This window comes from Pseudomonas sp. BIOMIG1BAC, from assembly GCF_001705995.2.
GTDB classification, from domain to species: domain Bacteria; phylum Pseudomonadota; class Gammaproteobacteria; order Pseudomonadales; family Pseudomonadaceae; genus Aquipseudomonas; species Aquipseudomonas sessilinigenes.
This window is the reverse complement of record NZ_CP049045.1, coordinates 6,881,025-6,898,378: the sequence shown is the minus strand read 5'-3', so window position 1 is coordinate 6,898,378 and position 17,354 is coordinate 6,881,025. Positions and strand designations below refer to the sequence as shown.

Below are 17,354 nucleotides of genomic sequence, written 5' to 3'. Positions count from 1 at the left end.
ACTAACCCAGGTGGTCGTCCGGGATGTTCAGCTCGATGCCCATGCGTTGTCCCTCCTGGAGGATATGCCGGCGCATCTCGGCGCTGGCCTGGGCACTGTTGCGGTTGCGAATCGCCCGTACCACGGCCTCGTTCTCCTCCAGGCGCTCGGCCAGGTGTTCCGGCGAATTACGCAGGATCTGCGTGCTTTGCTTGAGGGCGTTGCTGGTTTGCTGCACCACATTCTGGAAGATCGGGTTGCTGGTCAGGGCGAACAGCTCCTCATGGAAGGCGATGTAGGCATTGGCGCCTGCCTCGGCGTCCCGGGCTTCGAGGGCCTCGCGCATGTCCATCAGGGTCAGGCGCAACTGGCCGATTTCCTTGCTGCTGATGGATTGCGCCACCAGGCCGACGATGAACGGCTCCAGGGTATAGCGCAGTTGCAGCAGGTCCTCGAGGCTGGCCCCGGCCACGCTGTTCTCGCCCTGGATCTCGTCTGGCGGAGTGTCGAGTACCAGCACGCCTTTGCCAGGCATCGAGCGCACCAGGCCCAGGGTCTCCAGGACGATGACCGCCTCGCGCAGGCTGGGGCGGCTGATGCCCATCTGCTCGGCCAGTTCGCGCTGCCCCGGCAGCATGTCGCCCGAGCGCCATTGGCCGCGGGCCAGGGCGGTGCGGAGTTTTTCTACCACTGAGTTCACAACCGTTGACGAGCTGATCACTGTCGACTCCATAAGCTATAGGTAGCGCGCTGTTGCGCGCTGATTGTTGTGCCAGTCGCCGGCTGGCACAAGATGTACTCAGAACTCCTGTTGCTGGGGGCTGGCCGTGGTCTTGCGTGCCTGGAAGGCATAGCCTTGCTGGCCGCTGAGTACCTTGTCGGCGCGCTGCAGGTCGATGTCCTGTTCCCAGCGGGCGATGGCGATGGTGGCCACGCAGTTGCCAATCAGGTTGGTCAGGGCTCGGCCGATCCCCATAAACCAGTCCACCGCCAGCACCAGCACCAGGCCGACCACCGGGATTGCCGGGATGGCGGTCAAGGTCGCCGCTAGGATCACCAGGGCCGACCCGGGAATACCGTGGGCACCCTTGGAGGTGATCAGCGACACCAGCAGGATGGTCAGCAAGTCCGCCATGGACAGCGGCGTGCCGGTGGCATTGGCGATGAAGACGATCGCCAGTGTCAGGTAGATGGAGAAGCCGTCGAGATTGAACGAGTAGCCAGTGGGAATCACCAGCCCCACCGTGGAGCTGCCCACTCCCAGGTGCTCCAGCTTGCGCATGATCTGCGGCAACACGGCGTCCGATGACGCGGTGCCCAGGACGATCAGGAGCTCCTCGCGCAGGTACTTGAGGAAAGGCAGCATGCGCAGCCCGGACAGGCGCATCACCAGGCCCAGGACCAACGCGACGAAAGCGATGCAGGTCAGGTAGAACAACCCCACCAGGCTGCCCAGGTGCTGCAGTGAGTCCAGGCCGTACTTGCTGGTGGTGAAGGCAATGGCGCCGAACACCCCGATGGGGGCCAGCCGTACGATCATGCCCATGATGCGGAAGATCACGTGGCTCAGTTCGTTGATCAGGCGTGAGATGCCCGAGGCGGCCTCGCCCACCAGGTTCAGGGCGCTGCCGAACAGCACCGAAAACAGCAGGACCTGGAGGATGTTGTTCTCAGCGAAGGCGCCGATGACCGAAGAGGGGATCAGGCCCATGAGGAACTGCGCCGTGGTGTGCAGGTGCTGGCCACGTTCGGCGATATCGCCCATGTCTGCCTGGGATAGCTGCTCCAGGTGGATGTTGGCGCCTGTGCCGATGCCTGTTCCAAAGGCCATGACCAGGCCTATCACCAGGGCCAGGGTAGTGAGGATTTCGAAGTAGATCACCGACTTCAGGCCGATGCGCCCGACCTTCTTCAGGTCGCCGGCGCCGGAGATACCGCTGACGACTACGCAGAACACGATGAGCCCGATCAGCATCTTGATCAGTTTGATGAAGGCATCGCCCAGTGGTTTGAGTTGCGAGGAGTATTCGGGGAGGGTGAGGCCGCACACGATGCCGAGTATCAGCCCGAGCACTACCTGGAGAAAAATCGAACGCGAGCACCATCTGAGCATGGGAGGAGTCCTGGTCGGTGTCCTGCCTGCCGTGCGTTTGAGGGCGCAGCGGGTGGCGGACTTAATTATTGTGGTCTTACCGGTATGTCCAGTGCAGGCGCAGTCTACGCTCGGTTTTTTGGGGTTTACAAGAGGGGGCGGGCAAATTGGCTTGACCGGTCTGACCAGTGACCTTGTGTCGTCGACCCGGACTTTTGGCTTGATGGCGTTCGGGGGGCGTGCAAGTGCCGTTGCAGAGCCTTGGAGGATTTTGCAGGGGCGTCGCCGGCCTGCAGTAGCGGCTAGAGGAAGTTTTTGGGGGACATGAAAAAGCCCGGCACTAGGCCGGGCTTTTCTGTTGCGGTGCGGTGCTGATCAGGCGCCGTATACCGGCAGCTTCTTGCAGATGGCCTTGACCTTCTCACGTACGGCGTCGATCACCGCTTCGTTGTTCAGGTCAGCCAGGATGTCGCAGATCCAGCCGGCCAGTTCGCGGCACTCGGTTTCCTTGAAACCACGGGTGGTCACGGCTGGAGTACCGAAGCGCAGGCCCGAGGTGACGAACGGCGAGCGTGGGTCGTTTGGCACGGAGTTCTTGTTCACGGTGATGAAGGCCTTGCCCAGAGCGGCGTCGGCGTCCTTACCGGAGATGTCCTGCTTGATCAGCGACAGCAGGAACAGGTGGTTCTGGGTACCGCCGGAAACCACGTCGAAACCGCGCTCGATGAACACTTCGGCCATGGCCTGGGCGTTCTTCACCACTTGCTGCTGGTAGGCCTTGAACTCAGGTTGCAGGGCTTCCTTGAAGCAGATGGCCTTGGCGGCGATCACGTGCTCCAGCGGGCCGCCCTGGGCGCCAGGGAATACGGCGGAGTTCAGTTTCTTCTCGATGTCGGCGTTGGCGCGAGCCAGGATCAGGCCGCCACGTGGACCGCGCAGGGTCTTGTGGGTGGTGGTGGTCACCACGTCGGCGAATGGCACCGGGTTCGGGTAGACGCCAGCGGCGACCAGACCGGCCACGTGGGCCATGTCGACGAACAGGTAGGCACCGACCTTGTCGGCGATTTCGCGGAAACGTGGGAAGTCCAGGATCTGCGAGTAGGCGGAGAAACCGGCGACGATCATCTTCGGCTTGTGCTCGACGGCCAGGCGCTCGACTTCGTCGTAGTCGATCAGGCCATTGGCATCGATGCCGTACTGGACAGCGTTGTACAGCTTGCCGGAGGAGGAAACGGCCGCACCGTGGGTCAGGTGGCCGCCGTGGGCCAGGCTCATGCCCAGGATGGTGTCGCCGCCTTGCAGCAGGGCCAGGTAGACCGCGGCGTTGGCCTGGGAGCCGGCGTGGGGCTGGACGTTGGCGTAATCGGCGCCGAACAGCTCCTTGGCTCTGTCGATTGCAAGCTGCTCGACCACGTCGACGTATTCGCAACCGCCGTAGTAGCGCTTGCCTGGGTAGCCTTCGGCGTACTTGTTGGTCAGTACCGAGCCTTGAGCTTCCATCACCGCTGGGCTGGTGTAGTTTTCCGAAGCGATCAGCTCAATGTGCTCTTCCTGGCGCTGAGCTTCTTGCTCCATGGCGGCAAAGAGATCTGCGTCGTACTTGGCAATAGTCAAATCACGGCTGAACATGGCGGTCCTCAAGGATCGGGGGCAGAAAAGGCAGGCATTCTAACCCAATGGGTTTTGGATGGCATATGAAAGGACATCATGTCGCACGCAAAACAGCTTCAAGTGACGAGCTGCAAGCGGATCGCTTTTCTCTTGCAGCTTGTCGCTTGAAGCGTGCCGCTGCTTCTAGTCGAACATGAACAGGGCGTCGTTGCTGAATTGCGCCTCGAAGCGGTTGGCCGGCATCGGTCGGCCGAACAGGTAGCCCTGCACTTCGTCGCAGCCGTGCTCGCGCAGGAAGTCCAGCTGTTCGTGGGTTTCCACCCCTTCGGCGATCACCGCCAGGTTCAGGCTGTGGGCCATGGCGATGATGGCGCGGGCGATCTGCGCGTCCTGCTCGCCGGACGGCAGGCCGTCGACGAAGGTGCGGTCGATCTTCAGCACGTCGATGGGGAACTGCTTGAGATAGTTGAGCGACGAGTAGCCGGTACCGAAGTCGTCTACCGCAATGCTCAGGCCCAGGTTCTTCAGGCCATCGAGGATCTGCATGGCCTCGCTGACCTCGCGCATCAGGATGCTTTCGGTCAGTTCCAACTCCAGGCATGCCGGCGGCAGGCCGGTGTCCCGGAGAATGGTGGCAATGCGCATGCCCAACTGGCCGTCGGAGAACTGCCGGGCGGAAATGTTCACCGAGACCTTCGGCACCCGTACCTTGGCCATGTGCCAGGCCTTGAGCTGGCGACAGGCTTCGCTGATCACCCAGTCGCCGACGTCCACCACCAGGCCCAGTTCCTCCAGCACCGGGATGAAGTCTCCCGGCGGCACCAGCCCGCGACGTGGGTGGCGCCAGCGCAACAGCGCCTCGGCACCGGTCAGGCGCTTGCCATCGCCACTGAATTGCGGCTGGTAATAGAGCACGAATTCCTGCTGTTCCAGGGCGTGGCGCAGGTCGCTTTCCAGTTCCAGGCGCTCCAGGGCGCTGGCGTTCATGTCCGCCTGGTAGAACTGGAAGTTGTTCTTGCCACGCTCCTTGGCGTGGTACATCGCGGTGTCGGCGTTCTTCATCAGCTGGCTCAGTTCGTTGCCGTCCTGGGGGCTCAGGGCGATGCCGATACTGGCGGTGACGAAGAACTCCCGGCCTTCGAGAACGAAGGGTTTGACCAGGCTGGCAAGGATCTGCTCGGCAACATGGATCGCCCGGTTCAGGGCGATTTCCCGGCTCACGCGCGGTTGCAACAGCAGGGTGAACTCGTCGCCGCCCATGCGCGCCACGGTGTCGTCATCGTCAACGCACGCGAGCAGGCGGACGGCCATCTCCTTGAGCATGCGGTCGCCGGCGGCGTGGCCCAGGGAGTCGTTGATCGGCTTGAAGCGATCGAGATCGAGGAACATCAGCACCACCCAGGACTTCTGCCGCTCCGCCGATTGCAGGGCCGTGTGCAGGCGGTCCTGGAACAGCGTGCGGTTGGGCAGGTGGGTCAGGGCGTCGTAGTAGGCCAGGCGGTGGATCCGCTGTTCGCTGGCCTTGCGCTCGCTGATGTCGCTGAAGAAGCACACGTAGCTGGCCAGGTCGCCTTCATCGTCGAGCACCGCGGTGATCCCGACCCAGGCCGGATAGTGCTCGCCATCGCGGCGCTTGAGCCAGACCTCGCCTTCCCAGGTGCTGTGCTGGTTCAGCTGCTTGATCACGTAGCGCAGGTGGGCTTCCTGCTGCTCGTCGACGGTGAGCATGTTGGGCAACTGGTCCAGCACTTGGGATACCGCATAGCCGCTGACCCGGCTGAAAGCCTCGTTGGCCTGGACGATGTAGCCGGCCGGATCGGTGATGAGGATCGCCGAGGTCGAGTGCTCGAATACCGTGGCCGCCATGCGCAGGTCTTTTTCCGCACGACGTTGCTGGCTGATATCGCGGCCGACCCCGAGTACGCCTTCGAAGGCGCCGTGCTCGTCCCAGACCAGTACCAGGCGCAGCTCGATGGGAATCTTGCGGCCGTCGGCCCGCAGGCAGTCGAACAGGAACAACTGGGTCTGCACCTGGCTGCGCAGTTGTGCCAGTTGCTCGGGCTTGTCCAGGGCCTTGCTGACCCGGTCCATCAAGGCATAGATGCCGGTCAGCTGGTGCGGGTTGGCGATGGTCGACTGCCAGCCGTTCTGGAACACCCACTCCACGTCGTAGCCGAGCACCGATTGCACCGAGGGGCTGACGTAGTTCAGCGAAAGCTTGTTGTCGGTGGAGAAGATCACGTCGCTGATGCTTTCGGCGAGCATGCGGTAGCGCTGCTCGCTGTCGCGCAGGGATTCGCTGGCTTCGATCTGGTCGGTGATGTCCTTGGCCACGCCGATGATCCGCGTCACCTGGTCGTAGCGGTCCCGGGCCAGGGCCTGTTCACGGATTTCGAAGCGTCGCCACTGACCGCTACGATGGCGGAAGCGCAGCTGGCATTGCAGCAGTTGGGCGTAGGCCGAGTGCCGTTGCTCCTGGCGCAGGCGGTGGTAGAGGTCGGCGTCCTCGGGGTTGAGCAGGATCTCCCAGAAGTATTCGCCCATCTGCTGCAGTTCGGCCTTGTTGTAGCCCAGGGTCTGCCCCAGATGGTGGTTGCTGAAGATCATCCGCTGGCTGATCACATCCTGCACGTACAGGTGGTCAGGCACGGTGCGCACCACGTCCGACCAGAAACCCTCGCGCTCGAGCAGTGACAACTCGATCAGCTTGCGGCTGGTGATATCGCTGATGCTGAGGATCACCGCGCCGTAGTCTTCGCTCTGCTCGGGCAGGCGCATGACCAGCCACAGGTGCTGGTCGTTGCCTTGGGCATCGCCGAGCTTGATCTCCAGCTCCAGCTGTTTCTGCTGGCTGACCAGGGCCTGCAGCAACTGGTTGCCGATGGCGCTGTTGCTGTCCTGGTGGCCTTCGATCAGCAGTTGCCAGGCCTGTTCGCTGGACTCGACGTTGAGCAGGCGCAGGGCGACCTGGTTGACCTCGGTGATCCGCAGTTCCTGGAGCAACTGGCGCCGCTGCTGGGGGTGTTCGCCCTGCCAGCGCTTGAGTTGATCGCTGTTGTGCACATGGTGTTTTTCCAGCAGCCCCGGAAGACCGGAGATATCCAGGACACAGAGGGCGACGCCGGTGCCTTCGAAAATATCCTGGTAACGGCGCCGGCCTTCATGCAACTGGCGCTGGCGCCGGCGCATGTTCAGCAGGGCGATCACCGGCAGCAGGGAAAAGGCCAGGCCCAGCAGGCACTTGCCGATGAAGGCCGGGAGCAGTTGTTCGATCACCGCTCGCTGGTCGAACAACCCGCGCAGTTGCCAGTCGCTGTTGTTCAGCGGTACCAGCAGCACGCTGCTGGCCATCTCGTCGGGGTCCAGCATGCCGGGCGTCGCGGTGCTGTGTTCGTCGCGGGTGATTACCTGGTGGCTCAGGCGATTCTCGATCACCCAGTTCGGCTTGTTGCCTTCTTCGCTCTGGCGGACCAGCGTCTGGAGGAAGCCTGGGGCCAGCCGCAGGATCCAGTAACCGCGGGTCGAGCCGCTGGCCTGGTGCAGCAGTACATGCACCACCGAGCCATCGGCCGGGTTGCTGTAGTAAAAGCGCTGGGAGCGGCTGCGTTGTATCAGGTCGGCGAGCCAGAGGGCATCCTGGCTGTCGGTGGCACTGTCGCTGATGATCTGCCCCCGGGTATCGAGCAGGGCGAAACTGCGCACATCTGGCAGGGAACGCTGGAGTTTTTGCAGCAATTGCTGTTGTTGCTGGCTGTCCTGGGGGGCTTCGACGATCGGAAGCAGATTGAGGGCGATCTGGGCATTGAGTGCCAGGTTCAGGCTCAAGTGGTCGGCCAGGTCGGCGCTGTAGTCGATGGCATGCTGGCGTTGGTCCTGGCGGCTCTGTTGCAGTTGGTCGAGCAACTGCCAGAACAGCAGGGCCAGGAGAAGCAGCACCAGCGTCGCCAGTGCGCCTTTGAGTGTGCCTCGCAAAGGGTAAGCCGGCGCAGTGTTCTTAGGGAAACTCTGAAAAAGACTTTCTGATTTGGCAAAATACCGCGACCCCACCCACCGAGTTTCCCGATGAAGCAGATGACCTTCGCCGACGCCGAGTACGCTGGCAAGCGCAAGCAAACCCGCAAGGAGTTGTTCCTGATCGAGATGGATCGGGTGGTGCCGTGGAAGGGCTTGATTGCTTTGATCGAGCCACATTATCCGAAAGGTGAAGGTGGCCGTCCGGCCTACCCGTTGATGGCGATGCTGCGTGTGCATCTGCTGCAGAACTGGTTCGGCTACAGCGATCCAGCGATGGAGGAAGCGCTGTACGAAACCACGATCCTGCGCCAGTTTGCCGGGCTGAACCTGGAGCGCATCCCCGACGAAACCACCATTCTCAACTTCCGCCGCTTGCTGGAGAAACACGAGCTGGCGGCCGGCATCCTCGCTGTCATCAATGGCTATCTGGGCGACCGCGGCCTGTCGCTGCGCCAGGGCACCATCGTCGATGCAACGCTGATCAATGCGCCCAGTTCGACCAAGAACAAGGACGGCAAGCGCGACCCGGAAATGCACCAGACCAAGAAGGGAAACCAGTATTATTTTGGCATGAAGGCCCACATCGGCGCCGATGACGAATCGGGTCTGGTGCACAGCGTAGTGGGCACGGCGGCCAATGTGGCGGATGTCACCCAGGTGGACAAATTGCTGCATGGCGACGAAAACGTGGTCTGCGCCGATGCAGGCTACACCGGTGTCGAAAAGCGGCCCGAGCATGAAGGACGTGAAGTTATCTGGCAGGTGGCGGCACGCCGCAGCACCTACAAAAAACTCGATAAGCGCAGCGTGCTGTACAAAGCCAAGCGCAAGATTGAAAAGGCCAAGGCTCAGGTGCGCGCCAAGGTCGAGCATCCGTTCCGGGTAATCAAGCGCCAGTTCGGTTACACCAAGGTGCGCTTTCGCGGCTTGGCCAAAAACACGGCGCAACTGGTGACACTGTTCGCTCTGTCGAACCTGTGGATGGCGCGCCGACATTTACTGACGAATGCAGGAGAGGTGCGCCTGTAATGCGGGAAATGGCCACCGGAGTGGGGTCCGGGTGGCGAAAACGTAAGAAATACTCGTCGAATTGATTGTTTTTTGATCATTTGGCGAGTTTAAAAGTTGCGCTAGGTGGTATGCCGGGGAAATACATGGCTACTTCAGACCATCCTTAGCGCGCGCGGGCTGTGGCGAAGTGACGTTGGACAAGCTGTGATCCTGCGGTTTGGCTGGACTGGCGCGACGTGCACTATAAGCCGGACGCCCGAAGGGCGGCTAGCATGCCTTGAGTTGTGGCAAAGTGCCAGACCCGCCTGGCTGACTACAGCGCCAGGCCGCTATTGATCAGGGAATCCGCCAGTCGCGAGAGGATGGCCACCGCGAAGCAGCAGATGACCACCGAGGCCGTGCGGTTGATGGCGTGGGGCGTCAGCCAGGCATGGCCGCTGCGCTTGATCCGGGCGCCGAACAGCACCCAGGCACACCCCACCGGGATCACCACGGCGGTGAACTGCACGACAAAATGCAGGTAGAGGCCAGGGTCGGTGAAGGTCTGTACCGGAACGATGAACGAGACCACCAGCAAGCCCTTGGGATTGATCAGGGTCAGCAGGAAGAAGTGCAGCCTGGACACTCGGCCCTCCGCGGGGGGCGACAGTTTACCGTCGGGCTTGCGCCAGAGCAGGTACGACGTCTTGGCCAGGTAGCAGACCGAGGCGAACTGCACCAGCCTCAGGCACCAGGGCGCGTTGTCGCCGATATGGCCCAGCAGGTAGCCCCAGAATGAAATCTGCAGCAGGTAGGCCAGGCACTCCAGCAGGCTCAGCGGCCAGGCATGCCTGAACCCGCTGAGCACCCCCGAGCGCAACAGCAGTGTATTGGTCGGTCCCGGCATCAACAGCAACAATCCAAGTGCAGGCATGATGTTCAGCATGCAGGCGGTCTCCTGAAGCACGCCGGGCCACGATCAACGGGCGATGGCTAGTCCACTAGATAGATCTCGACGCGCTCCTTGTGCGCCCCGATGTTGTTGCGCTTGAGGCGAATCCGTCCGACTTCGCCGGTCTTGCGCAGGTGCGTGCCGCCGCAAGGTACCTGGGAGAACCCCTCGATGTGCCAGCAGCGACGCAGGTGTTCGGCATCGGTGAAGCGGCTTTCGATCGGCAGGTCGGCGGCCACCAATCGCTCGACCTGCTCGAGGATCTCAGGGAAGTACTGGCTGACGTTGTCCTCCATTACAAAGTCGATGCGAGCCTTGCCCTGGCTGATGTGGGCGCCGACTTTCTCCAGCCCGGGGAATTTCTTGTAGAACAGCTCAAGGACGATCTCGGCGGCGAAGTGCAGGCGCATCAGGGCATAGCGCCGGGGCCAATCGATCTGCACGTTGACCAGGTCGCCCACGGCGAAGTCCGGCTCGGTCGCCAGGCGATAGACGATCCGGTCGTCGACCACCGTGGCTTGGGCAACCTCGATCCGATTGATGGTGCCCCGGTCCGATTCCTGGCCACCGGATTCGGCGAAGAAGATCGTCGGGCTGATCGTGACGTCGGCACCTTCGATGCTCAGCACTCGGGCATCCAGGGTCGAAAGATACGGGGTATTCCAGAAGGCACGTTCCATAGGGCTTAGCTGTCTTGCTCTGTGAGGGTGGTCAGGAGGGTCGCGTAGAAGCGTTGGAAATCTTTTTCGAAGAAAAAATGCCCGCCGGGCAGGCACTGCCCCTGGTAGCGGATGCTGCTATAGCGCTGCCACTCGTCGAGGCGGTGGGTGTCGATCAACGGGTCGTCCAGGCCATTGAGGGTATACAGCGGTATGGGCAGGGGGCGGATGAACCTGTAGGTCAGCTGGGCATTGAGTACAAGGTCGGCCTTGAGCTTGACCAGGGCTTGCCGGGCAAACCCGCAGGAGGCGTCCCGGGGCAGGGGGAGCGCGCTTTCGGCACAGACGTGCTGCCATAGCTGCTCGTCGTCCATGGCGCCCAGTAGCGGTGAATACCCGGTGTGGGGAGGCATGCGCCCGGACAGCACCAGCCGTGTTGGAGGCTGGCAGCCACGTTCGACCAGGGCGTGGGCAACATCCAGGGCCAGGCCCGCGCCAAAGCTGTGGCCATAGAAGGCCAGTGGCCGGGTGAATGCCTGCAGCGCTTCGACGATGGCATCGATGAGGCCGTGGATGCAGGTGGCCGCGGGCTCCTGGATCCGCTCCTCGCGTCCGGGCAGCTTGACCACCCAGGGCGTGATGCCGGCGTAGCGTAGCGCCTCCAGGCCGTGGAAGGCCGAGCTGCCGCCGCCGCCATAGGGAAAGCACAGCAGTATGTCCTGGCCCTCCCGGCAGGGGGCTGTGGACAGTGGGGCGAGCCAGCGCGGCTGGGTGATCGAGGCTGTGGCCATGGGGGGTTCCTATCCGGTGATCTCGAACAGGCCCACCGCCGGATGGAACATGTGCGAGGTGGTCAGCGAGCGATGCTCCTCGGTCGCGGGGTAGGGAATGGTCATGACGTTGGTCACCGTCACGCCCCCGATTCCGGCTAGCGAGGCCTGGGTCGCCGCCAGGTCGTCGACCCTGAAGGCAGCGTGATAGATGCAGGCCTCGACGTTGACCAGCAAGCGGCTGACCACGCTGTCGGGGCGAAAGGGCTCGACGACCTCGACGATCTCCCCGGTCGGCGAGCGCAGCTTGGTGATGAGCACGCCGAACTTGTCGATCGGTTGGCGATGGAACAGCACTTCGAACCCCAGGGCCGTGAAGAATGCGGCTGTCTTCTGCGTGGATCGCGTGGCGTACGCGATGTGGTCGATCCCCAGGTAGGAGTGCTGTTCCATGGTCGTTCCTCAGCTGCAGGCCAGGGGCTTGAGGTCCAGGCCGCTAAGGCTCTGGCTCGCCACCCGATTCTGTTGGTCGGTGCGAGTACCGGCCACCTGCACCACGCCGAACTTGTCCAGGCGATATTCACCACCGAACTCTTTCACGTAGTCGGTGCCGGGATAGACCTTCACCCTCCCGGGCACGTAGCGCGCCACATAGCCGAGGCGGGTCTTGTCCGATGTCGAGTTGGGTAGCGAGGAGTGCATCAGCATCGAGCGGAAGATCACGAACTGCCCGGCCTTCATCACGATCGGCACCGCAGCGGCTTCATCCGGCCGCCAGGATTTGTCCTTTTGCAGGGTGCTGTAGTCATAGCCGTTGAAACCACGTGCGTACTGGCCCTTGACCACGTCCTTGTTGGCGACCGGGTCGAACGTCATGCCGATGGATTCGTCGTAGTTCATCTTCTTGTGGGTGCCGGGGATGAACAGCATGCAGCCGTTTTCCTGGGTGGCATCGGTGAAGCCGGTCCAGACGTTGATGGCGCCACCGAATGCCTCGTCCTGGGGCCATACCAGCTGGGGTTGTCCCGAGGCATGGCCGAACGTGTCGGCCTGGTGCCAGTCGGTGCCTTCATTGCCGGGGTACTTGGGAATGAACTCGCTGCGCCAGCAAATCACGTCCGGGCCGAGGATGCTCCGCAGCCGATGGACGATCTCCTTGCGAAACACATGGCGGGTCAGCAGTTCGACATCCAGGTGGCGATCGTAGTTGGTGATCGCCACGTCCAGGGGCGCGTCATAGGGCGCATGGGTCCGGTTGAACAGTTGCGCCCGGACGGTCTTGTGCATCTGCATCATTTCTTCAGGCTCGTAGAGCGTGAAGGGGCCGATGAAGCCGTCCCGGTCGAATTGCTGGAGTTCCTGTTCCGTCAACGAAAAGTCAGTGATGTCCATGTCGGCTCCTACGAGAGGTTACTGAGGTTTTCATGCGTTATTAACCTGGCAAATAAATAGGGCATATTAGATAATCTGTCTCCATGAAAATAGATGCCCGTAAACTCAGCCCCCAAGAACAACGTGAAAAGCGCTCCACGGCCCTACGCATGCGTGAGCAGGGTTACACCTACAAGGCTATTGGCGAAGCGGTTGGTGTTCACCCCCGCACTATTGCTCACTGGGCGCAGGTCGCAGAACATAAAGGCGAAAAGGCTGCCATTGCCGGCGGCCAGCGTGGTGTGCGCCAGGGTGATCGCCGCAGTTTGAGCTCCAGCCAGGAAGTGCTGATTCGCACCTTGATGACCGATAAGATGCCCGACCAACTCAAGCTCGGCTTTGCGCTCTGGACGCGTGATGCGGTGCGAGAACTGATCCGCCAGCGCTGTGGTTTTCTCATGCCGGTTCGAACGGTTGGTGAATACCTCAAGCGTTGGGGCTACACCCCGCAGCGCCCACTGCATCGGGCTTATCAGCAGAAACCTGAAGTGGTTCAGCACTGGCTGGATAATGAATATCCACGCATCGCACAGCGGGCCAGGGCTGAGAATGGTGAGATTCAGTGGGGCGACGAAACCGGTATGCGCAGTGACAGCCATGCTGGCCGCAGCTACGCCCCTATTGGCGAAACGCCGGTGCGCCTGGTCAGCGGCAGTCGTTTTTCCACCAACATGATTTCCACCGTGACCAATCGGGGCAAACTGCGCTTCATGCTGTATCGGGAAACGCTGACAGCCCCAGTGCTGATTCGCTTCCTGAGTCGCCTGATTCGCGATGCTCAGGGCCGCAAGGTGTTCCTGATTCTCGACAACCTGCGCGTACACCACAGCAAAAAGGTGAGCGCCTGGGTTGGCGACCGCAAAGAGCAAATCGAACTGTTCTTCTTGCCGGCCTACGCCCCGGAGTTGAACCCTGACGAGTATTTGAATTGTGATTTGAAACATCAGGTTCGCACGGGCTTGCCGGCGCGTAATCAGGACGAACTGGAAAGGCGTGTTCGCTCGGTCATGAGACGATTGCAATTACGCCCTCAAAGAATCCGTTCTTATTTCCGGCATCCACGTATCGCCTACGCAGCATGATTTGGTGTATTTGATTGCCGGGTTAATACGTAGTACTGCACCCACTCCTGCAAGGTGTTCAACCGGGCGACTTCATCGAATGGGGTTTTCTTGCCAAGACTCTGGTTGATCCGGGTATGGGCCATGACGACGCTCAAGGATGAGGCGCCGTAGGCATAGATCGAGTGCTCCAATTGCAGGTCGCGGGTGCCGAGGATGCCTGACCAGGCTTCCAGGACGGCCGAACCGGCAGGTGGTGACGGCCTGTGGGCCTTGGGTTGCTCGCCTGCCAGGGAGTGCAGGGTGCGTTTGTCCAGCTTGCCATTGGCCGTGACCGGTAATTCGAACAACCGGTGGATACGGGCGGGCAGCATGTAGTGGGGCAGTCGAGCCGACAGCAGGCTCAATAGCTTGCCTTCGTCGATGTCCGGCCAGCCATGCTGGAACACCACGAAGGCATGCAGGCAGTTTTCCAGGGCATTCATGGGGCGCGCCAGTACGACGGCCTGGGCAATGCCGGGCAACTGCCCCAATGCCTGTTCGACCTCGGTGATTTCAACGCGGTAGCCCTGGATCTTCACTTGTTCGTCCAGGCGTCCCTGGTAGAAGAACACCCCCTGTTCGTTTTCCACCACCAGGTCGCCAGTGCGGTAGTAGACCCCCTCGGCCTGGTGCAGGAAGCGCGTGCGGGTCAGTTCTTCGTCCAGGTAACCGAGGCTCAGGTTGCGCCCGCCGAGCAATAGCTCGCCAGGAGCCCCGGGCTCCACTTCCTGCAACCGGGCATCGACGACCTTGGCGTGCACGTGGTTGAGCAGGCGGCCGATGGGGATCGCATCGCCGACGATGTCCTTGGGGGAACTCATGCTGTGCCAGGTGGAAAACACCGTGTTTTCGGTCGGGCCGTAGCCGTTGACCAGCGTGATCTCACGGTTGGCGGCCAAGAGTGCCCTGGCGTATGCGGGCTTGAGCACTTCGCCGCCGACATACAGCACGCGGACGCCATCGAGCATTTGCAGGCGATGTTGGGCCACCAGGTGGAACAGTGAAGTGGTCAGCAACAGCACATCGCAGTGGCTCGCCCGTACACAGTCGGCCAGGCTCTCGATGTTGAACGCCGGGGCGTGGAGGGTGACGCAGGCGCCCGTCAGCAGTGGCACCCAGACTTCGAACAAGGCGGCATCGAAGCTGATCGAGGAGTGATGAACATAGTTGTGGGCCTTGCCCTGGACCTGTCCTTGCACGTTTTCCACCAGGTTCAGCAGGCCGGCATGGCACACCCGGACCCCTTTGGGCACCCCGGTGGTCCCTGAGGTGAACATCACGGTGAGGCTGTCGGCGTCGGCAGGGCGCCGCTGGCTGGTGCGGCGCAGGGTCGGGCCCCGGCTGAGCAGGCGGCCCTTGGCGTCCAGGTGCAGGTAGGTGAGGCGCGGGTCGATCTCCAGGTCCTCGGCCTGGCCGATCAGCAGCAGGTGCTGGCAGTCGAGCTGTTCGAGTTGCGCGAGGATGCGTTGGGCTGGCGTGCTCGGATCGATGGATACATAGGCGATCCCCAGCTTGCAGCAGGCCAGTAGCGTGACCAGGTAGGGCAGGCAACGACTGGCGACCAGCGGCAGGCATGAACTGTCGGCCAGGCCCTGGCGGACCAGTTGCTGGGACAAGCCCAGTACCTGCTCGTGCAGTTGCTGGTAGGTGAGCGTGTTGCCGTTGTCGACCACTGCCAGGGCATGGGGCGTCACCGTGCAGATCGACTGGAACTTGCGAAAGACACTGGTCGGTGACGAGGTGTGCGCATTCATCGGGCAGCCCTCGGTTGATGGCGGGTGAGGAAATGCGTCATCGCCTGGTACAGCCGTTCGTGGCCATCGACGAAGTCATGGTGGTGCCCGGCCGGGTCTTCGACCAGCTCGCCGTTGGGCAGCCATCTGGCAACGTATCGGGAGGATGCGGTGTCGGTGTAGCTGTCGTTGCCGCCGCACCAGACCAGGGTCGGGGCCTCGACGGCCTGGGCGGTGGCGGCTACTTCCAGGGTCGCCAGGTGGTTGAGGAAGGTCAGGTACTGATGAAAGGCCTGTCGCTCGCGCAAGGGCCGAATCTGCTGGTAGCGATAGTCGCTGGGGGCCAGGCCGCTGTTGTCGTGCAACAGGCTGACCGCCTCGTACACCTGGGCCCAGTTGCCCTGGGGAATCGACTGCATCATGCGTTCTACATCGCGCTCGTACTGGCTCTTGGCGATGTCGTCGCCCTTGAGAAAGTAAGCGCCGTTGAGCAACAGCAGTTTGCTGCACACCCCTTGGGCGGCGGCCAGAAGCGCCAGGGGGGCCGAAGAGCAGTAGCCCACCACGGCGTCCACGCTGACGGCTTCGGGCAGGGCGGCGTGCAGTTGCCTGACGAAGTCGGCGACGCCCTCGCTGGGCGCCAACCCGGCTGCCGCGGCATAGGACAGCAGGGCGTCGCTTTCCAGAATGACCAGGTTGAAGTGGCTGATGAGGAACAGCGCCGCATTCTTCATGTAGAAGCACTGGGTACCCACTGGCGCCAGCAGCAGCAGGGTTTCGCGGGTGGGATCAAAAGGCAGGCTCCGCACACAGATCACCTTGCCGGCACGCTGCAAATCCAAGGTCGATGTGAACAGACTGTGCATGGAGCACCTCTTCAGGCGTAGCGCGCTGTCGCGGCAGCGGGCAACTGGTCCAGGATGGTTTGCTTGCAGGGGCTGAGGAAGAACTGCTCCATGTTGATGTTCGCGCCGAACGTCTCGTTCACCTGGCTGACCAGCTGGATGGCGGTGAGCGAGTTGGCGCCCAGTTCGAAGATGTCCTGGTCATTGGCTACCGGGCGGCGGAAGACGTCTTCGAAGAGTTTGTCGAGCTTTTCGCTACTCATGATTGACCTGCCTCGTTGTCGGGAAGAGGGCCGGTTGCCCGGCCCGGGAAGGGGTCAGGCTGCAGCGCGGTCACCCTCGGCCTGCAACAGGGTCGAGTCCAGCAGGTCCCACAGGGCTTCCAGGTTATCGAGGAAGTCGTCGGCGCCCTGGACGATGGCGGCGCTGTTCTGCGGGTTGAGTACCGAGCCCACCGCCTCGATGGCGTTCTGCTCGTGCTGGCATTCGGCTCCGGTTTCGCCGTAGTGCTCCAGTAGGTAGTGCATGGCCGGCTCGTCGAAGCTGGCGCGGTACAGGCCGCTGTCCACCAGGCAGGCCTTTTCCCCGGGGATCAGTTGGCGATTGGAGATGATCTCCAGGGCCAGTGCGGTCCCCAGGCTCTTGTAGACATCCTGGGCGGCTGTCGACTTGCGGGCCTCGAAGGTGTGGATAGCCCTTTTGGTCTGGGGCATCAGGCCGGTGGCGAAGTCATAGCCGGGGAGTTGGCCCAGCAATTCATCGGAGCAGCGCTTGAGCATGGATTCGATATGAATCTGGTCGCTCAAGTCGTCGAAGATCGCCTTGCCGGGGACCGAGCGGTTGATGATGTGCCCGGCCATCATCGCCAGTTCAGGGCCATGGTTTTCCTCGCTGTCGACGATCTCCTGCAACAGGTGGCTTTCCGTGGACAGGCCGATTTCCTTCAGCCCCTGGGGCAGGTTCCAGCCTGGGCGGGTGGCATCGCAAAAGCTGCGGATGTGGTGGAACAGGGCGCCGATGGCTTCGGTGCCGGGATTGACCCGGGCCCAGTTGTGAAAAATCGGATGGCTATAGCAGCGATGGTTCTTGACACGCTCTACAAGGGTTTCCACGCGCATGATCGATCTCCCGATGAGTGGCGGCTACATAGGATTCCTTACTGCTTGGAGTTGGGT

General features: G+C 62.1%; 15 protein-coding genes. 2 read left to right on the top strand and 13 right to left on the bottom strand.

Annotated features, from left to right (window positions below; genetic code table 11):
• Nucleotide 1: 1 nt before the first annotated feature.
• The 4 genes from ATY02_RS32110 to ATY02_RS32095 form a co-directional block, all read right to left on the bottom strand.
• On the bottom strand, nucleotides 2–700 hold the full coding sequence (locus ATY02_RS32110) for a FadR/GntR family transcriptional regulator (RefSeq protein ID WP_068576403.1): 699 nt from the start codon (nucleotides 698–700) through the stop codon (nucleotides 2–4).
• 78 nt (nucleotides 701–778) lie between these two features.
• Nucleotides 779–2,092: a C4-dicarboxylate transporter DctA gene (locus ATY02_RS32105; RefSeq protein WP_068576405.1), complete on the bottom strand. Its 1,314-nt coding sequence runs from the start codon at nucleotides 2,090–2,092 to the stop codon at nucleotides 779–781.
• Between the two features lie 354 nt (nucleotides 2,093–2,446).
• On the bottom strand, nucleotides 2,447–3,700 hold the full coding sequence (glyA, locus tag ATY02_RS32100; RefSeq protein WP_068576407.1) for a serine hydroxymethyltransferase: 1,254 nt from the start codon (nucleotides 3,698–3,700) through the stop codon (nucleotides 2,447–2,449).
• Nucleotides 3,701–3,865: 165 nt separating this feature from the next.
• Nucleotides 3,866–7,654, bottom strand: coding sequence for a bifunctional diguanylate cyclase/phosphodiesterase (locus tag ATY02_RS32095; protein ID WP_068576409.1), 3,789 nt, complete (start codon nucleotides 7,652–7,654; stop codon nucleotides 3,866–3,868).
• Nucleotides 7,655–7,744: 90 nt separating this feature from the next.
• Between ATY02_RS32095 and ATY02_RS32090 the strand changes: the two genes are divergently transcribed.
• Nucleotides 7,745–8,725, top strand: a complete 981-nt coding sequence (locus ATY02_RS32090; RefSeq protein ID WP_010466230.1) for an IS5-like element IS1384 family transposase — start codon at nucleotides 7,745–7,747, stop codon at nucleotides 8,723–8,725.
• Between the two features lie 295 nt (nucleotides 8,726–9,020).
• On the opposite strand, the gene ATY02_RS32085 is transcribed toward ATY02_RS32090, so the two are convergent.
• From ATY02_RS32085 to ATY02_RS32065, 5 genes are read right to left on the bottom strand one after another with little or no spacing between them, the layout of a single operon-like run.
• Nucleotides 9,021–9,632, bottom strand: a complete 612-nt coding sequence (locus ATY02_RS32085) for a LysE family translocator (RefSeq protein WP_068577357.1) — start codon at nucleotides 9,630–9,632, stop codon at nucleotides 9,021–9,023.
• Nucleotides 9,633–9,679: 47 nt separating this feature from the next.
• Nucleotides 9,680–10,318 carry an alanyl-tRNA editing protein gene (locus tag ATY02_RS32080; protein ID WP_068577359.1) on the bottom strand — a complete coding sequence of 213 codons (639 nt, stop codon included), beginning with the start codon at nucleotides 10,316–10,318 and terminating at the stop codon, nucleotides 9,680–9,682.
• A 5-nt stretch (nucleotides 10,319–10,323) separates the two neighbouring features.
• Nucleotides 10,324–11,088 carry a thioesterase II family protein gene (locus tag ATY02_RS32075; protein WP_068577361.1) on the bottom strand — a complete coding sequence of 255 codons (765 nt, stop codon included), beginning with the start codon at nucleotides 11,086–11,088 and terminating at the stop codon, nucleotides 10,324–10,326.
• A gap of 9 nt (nucleotides 11,089–11,097) precedes the next feature.
• Nucleotides 11,098–11,520: a VOC family protein gene (locus ATY02_RS32070; protein ID WP_068577363.1), complete on the bottom strand. Its 423-nt coding sequence runs from the start codon at nucleotides 11,518–11,520 to the stop codon at nucleotides 11,098–11,100.
• Nucleotides 11,521–11,529: 9 nt separating this feature from the next.
• The gene (locus ATY02_RS32065; protein WP_068577365.1) at nucleotides 11,530–12,459 is read right to left on the bottom strand and encodes a chlorinating enzyme; all 930 of its coding nucleotides are present in this window, start codon (nucleotides 12,457–12,459) and stop codon (nucleotides 11,530–11,532) included.
• A gap of 83 nt (nucleotides 12,460–12,542) precedes the next feature.
• Here ATY02_RS32065 and ATY02_RS32060 point away from each other — a divergent pair, with 83 nt between their 5' ends.
• Nucleotides 12,543–13,580, top strand: coding sequence for an IS630-like element ISPa47 family transposase (locus ATY02_RS32060; protein WP_011911785.1), 1,038 nt, complete (start codon nucleotides 12,543–12,545; stop codon nucleotides 13,578–13,580).
• Here ATY02_RS32060 and ATY02_RS32055 read toward each other — a convergent pair.
• The 4 genes from ATY02_RS32055 to ATY02_RS32040 are packed head-to-tail and all read right to left on the bottom strand — an operon-like array spanning nucleotide 13,568 to nucleotide 17,297.
• The gene (locus tag ATY02_RS32055) at nucleotides 13,568–15,355 is read right to left on the bottom strand and encodes a non-ribosomal peptide synthetase (protein WP_164823737.1); all 1,788 of its coding nucleotides are present in this window, start codon (nucleotides 15,353–15,355) and stop codon (nucleotides 13,568–13,570) included. The two genes, ATY02_RS32060 and ATY02_RS32055, sit on opposite strands and share 13 nt — an antisense overlap.
• Nucleotides 15,352–16,200 (bottom strand): alpha/beta fold hydrolase, encoded by an 849-nt coding sequence (locus tag ATY02_RS32050; protein WP_068581813.1) that lies wholly within the window; start codon nucleotides 16,198–16,200, stop codon nucleotides 15,352–15,354. Before ATY02_RS32050 ends, ATY02_RS32055 begins: the two co-directional genes overlap by 4 nt.
• 11 nt (nucleotides 16,201–16,211) lie before the next feature.
• Nucleotides 16,212–16,442 (bottom strand): acyl carrier protein, encoded by a 231-nt coding sequence (locus ATY02_RS32045; protein WP_068581820.1) that lies wholly within the window; start codon nucleotides 16,440–16,442, stop codon nucleotides 16,212–16,214.
• A gap of 54 nt (nucleotides 16,443–16,496) precedes the next feature.
• Nucleotides 16,497–17,297: a hypothetical protein gene (locus ATY02_RS32040; protein WP_068581811.1), complete on the bottom strand. Its 801-nt coding sequence runs from the start codon at nucleotides 17,295–17,297 to the stop codon at nucleotides 16,497–16,499.
• Between the last annotated feature and the right edge of the window lie 57 nt (nucleotides 17,298–17,354).

Bases quoted from the DNA above. Each gene is read 5' to 3' on its own strand.
- ATY02_RS32065 (WP_068577365.1), bottom strand. From the start codon at position 12,459: ATGGACATCACTGACTTTTCGTTGACGGAACAGGAACTCCAGCAATTC.
- glyA (WP_068576407.1), bottom strand. From the start codon at position 3,700: ATGTTCAGCCGTGATTTGACTATTGCCAAGTACGACGCAGATCTCTTT.
- ATY02_RS32060 (WP_011911785.1), top strand. From the start codon at position 12,543: ATGAAAATAGATGCCCGTAAACTCAGCCCCCAAGAACAACGTGAAAAG.
- ATY02_RS32045 (WP_068581820.1), bottom strand. From the start codon at position 16,442: ATGAGTAGCGAAAAGCTCGACAAACTCTTCGAAGACGTCTTCCGCCGC.
- ATY02_RS32085 (WP_068577357.1), bottom strand. From the start codon at position 9,632: ATGCTGAACATCATGCCTGCACTTGGATTGTTGCTGTTGATGCCGGGA.
- ATY02_RS32070 (WP_068577363.1), bottom strand. From the start codon at position 11,520: ATGGAACAGCACTCCTACCTGGGGATCGACCACATCGCGTACGCCACG.
- ATY02_RS32075 (WP_068577361.1), bottom strand. From the start codon at position 11,088: ATGGCCACAGCCTCGATCACCCAGCCGCGCTGGCTCGCCCCACTGTCC.
- ATY02_RS32090 (WP_010466230.1), top strand. From the start codon at position 7,745: ATGAAGCAGATGACCTTCGCCGACGCCGAGTACGCTGGCAAGCGCAAG.
- ATY02_RS32055 (WP_164823737.1), bottom strand. From the start codon at position 15,355: ATGAATGCGCACACCTCGTCACCGACCAGTGTCTTTCGCAAGTTCCAG.
- ATY02_RS32050 (WP_068581813.1), bottom strand. From the start codon at position 16,200: ATGCACAGTCTGTTCACATCGACCTTGGATTTGCAGCGTGCCGGCAAG.
- ATY02_RS32080 (WP_068577359.1), bottom strand. From the start codon at position 10,318: ATGGAACGTGCCTTCTGGAATACCCCGTATCTTTCGACCCTGGATGCC.
- ATY02_RS32105 (WP_068576405.1), bottom strand. From the start codon at position 2,092: ATGCTCAGATGGTGCTCGCGTTCGATTTTTCTCCAGGTAGTGCTCGGG.
- ATY02_RS32040 (WP_068581811.1), bottom strand. From the start codon at position 17,297: ATGCGCGTGGAAACCCTTGTAGAGCGTGTCAAGAACCATCGCTGCTAT.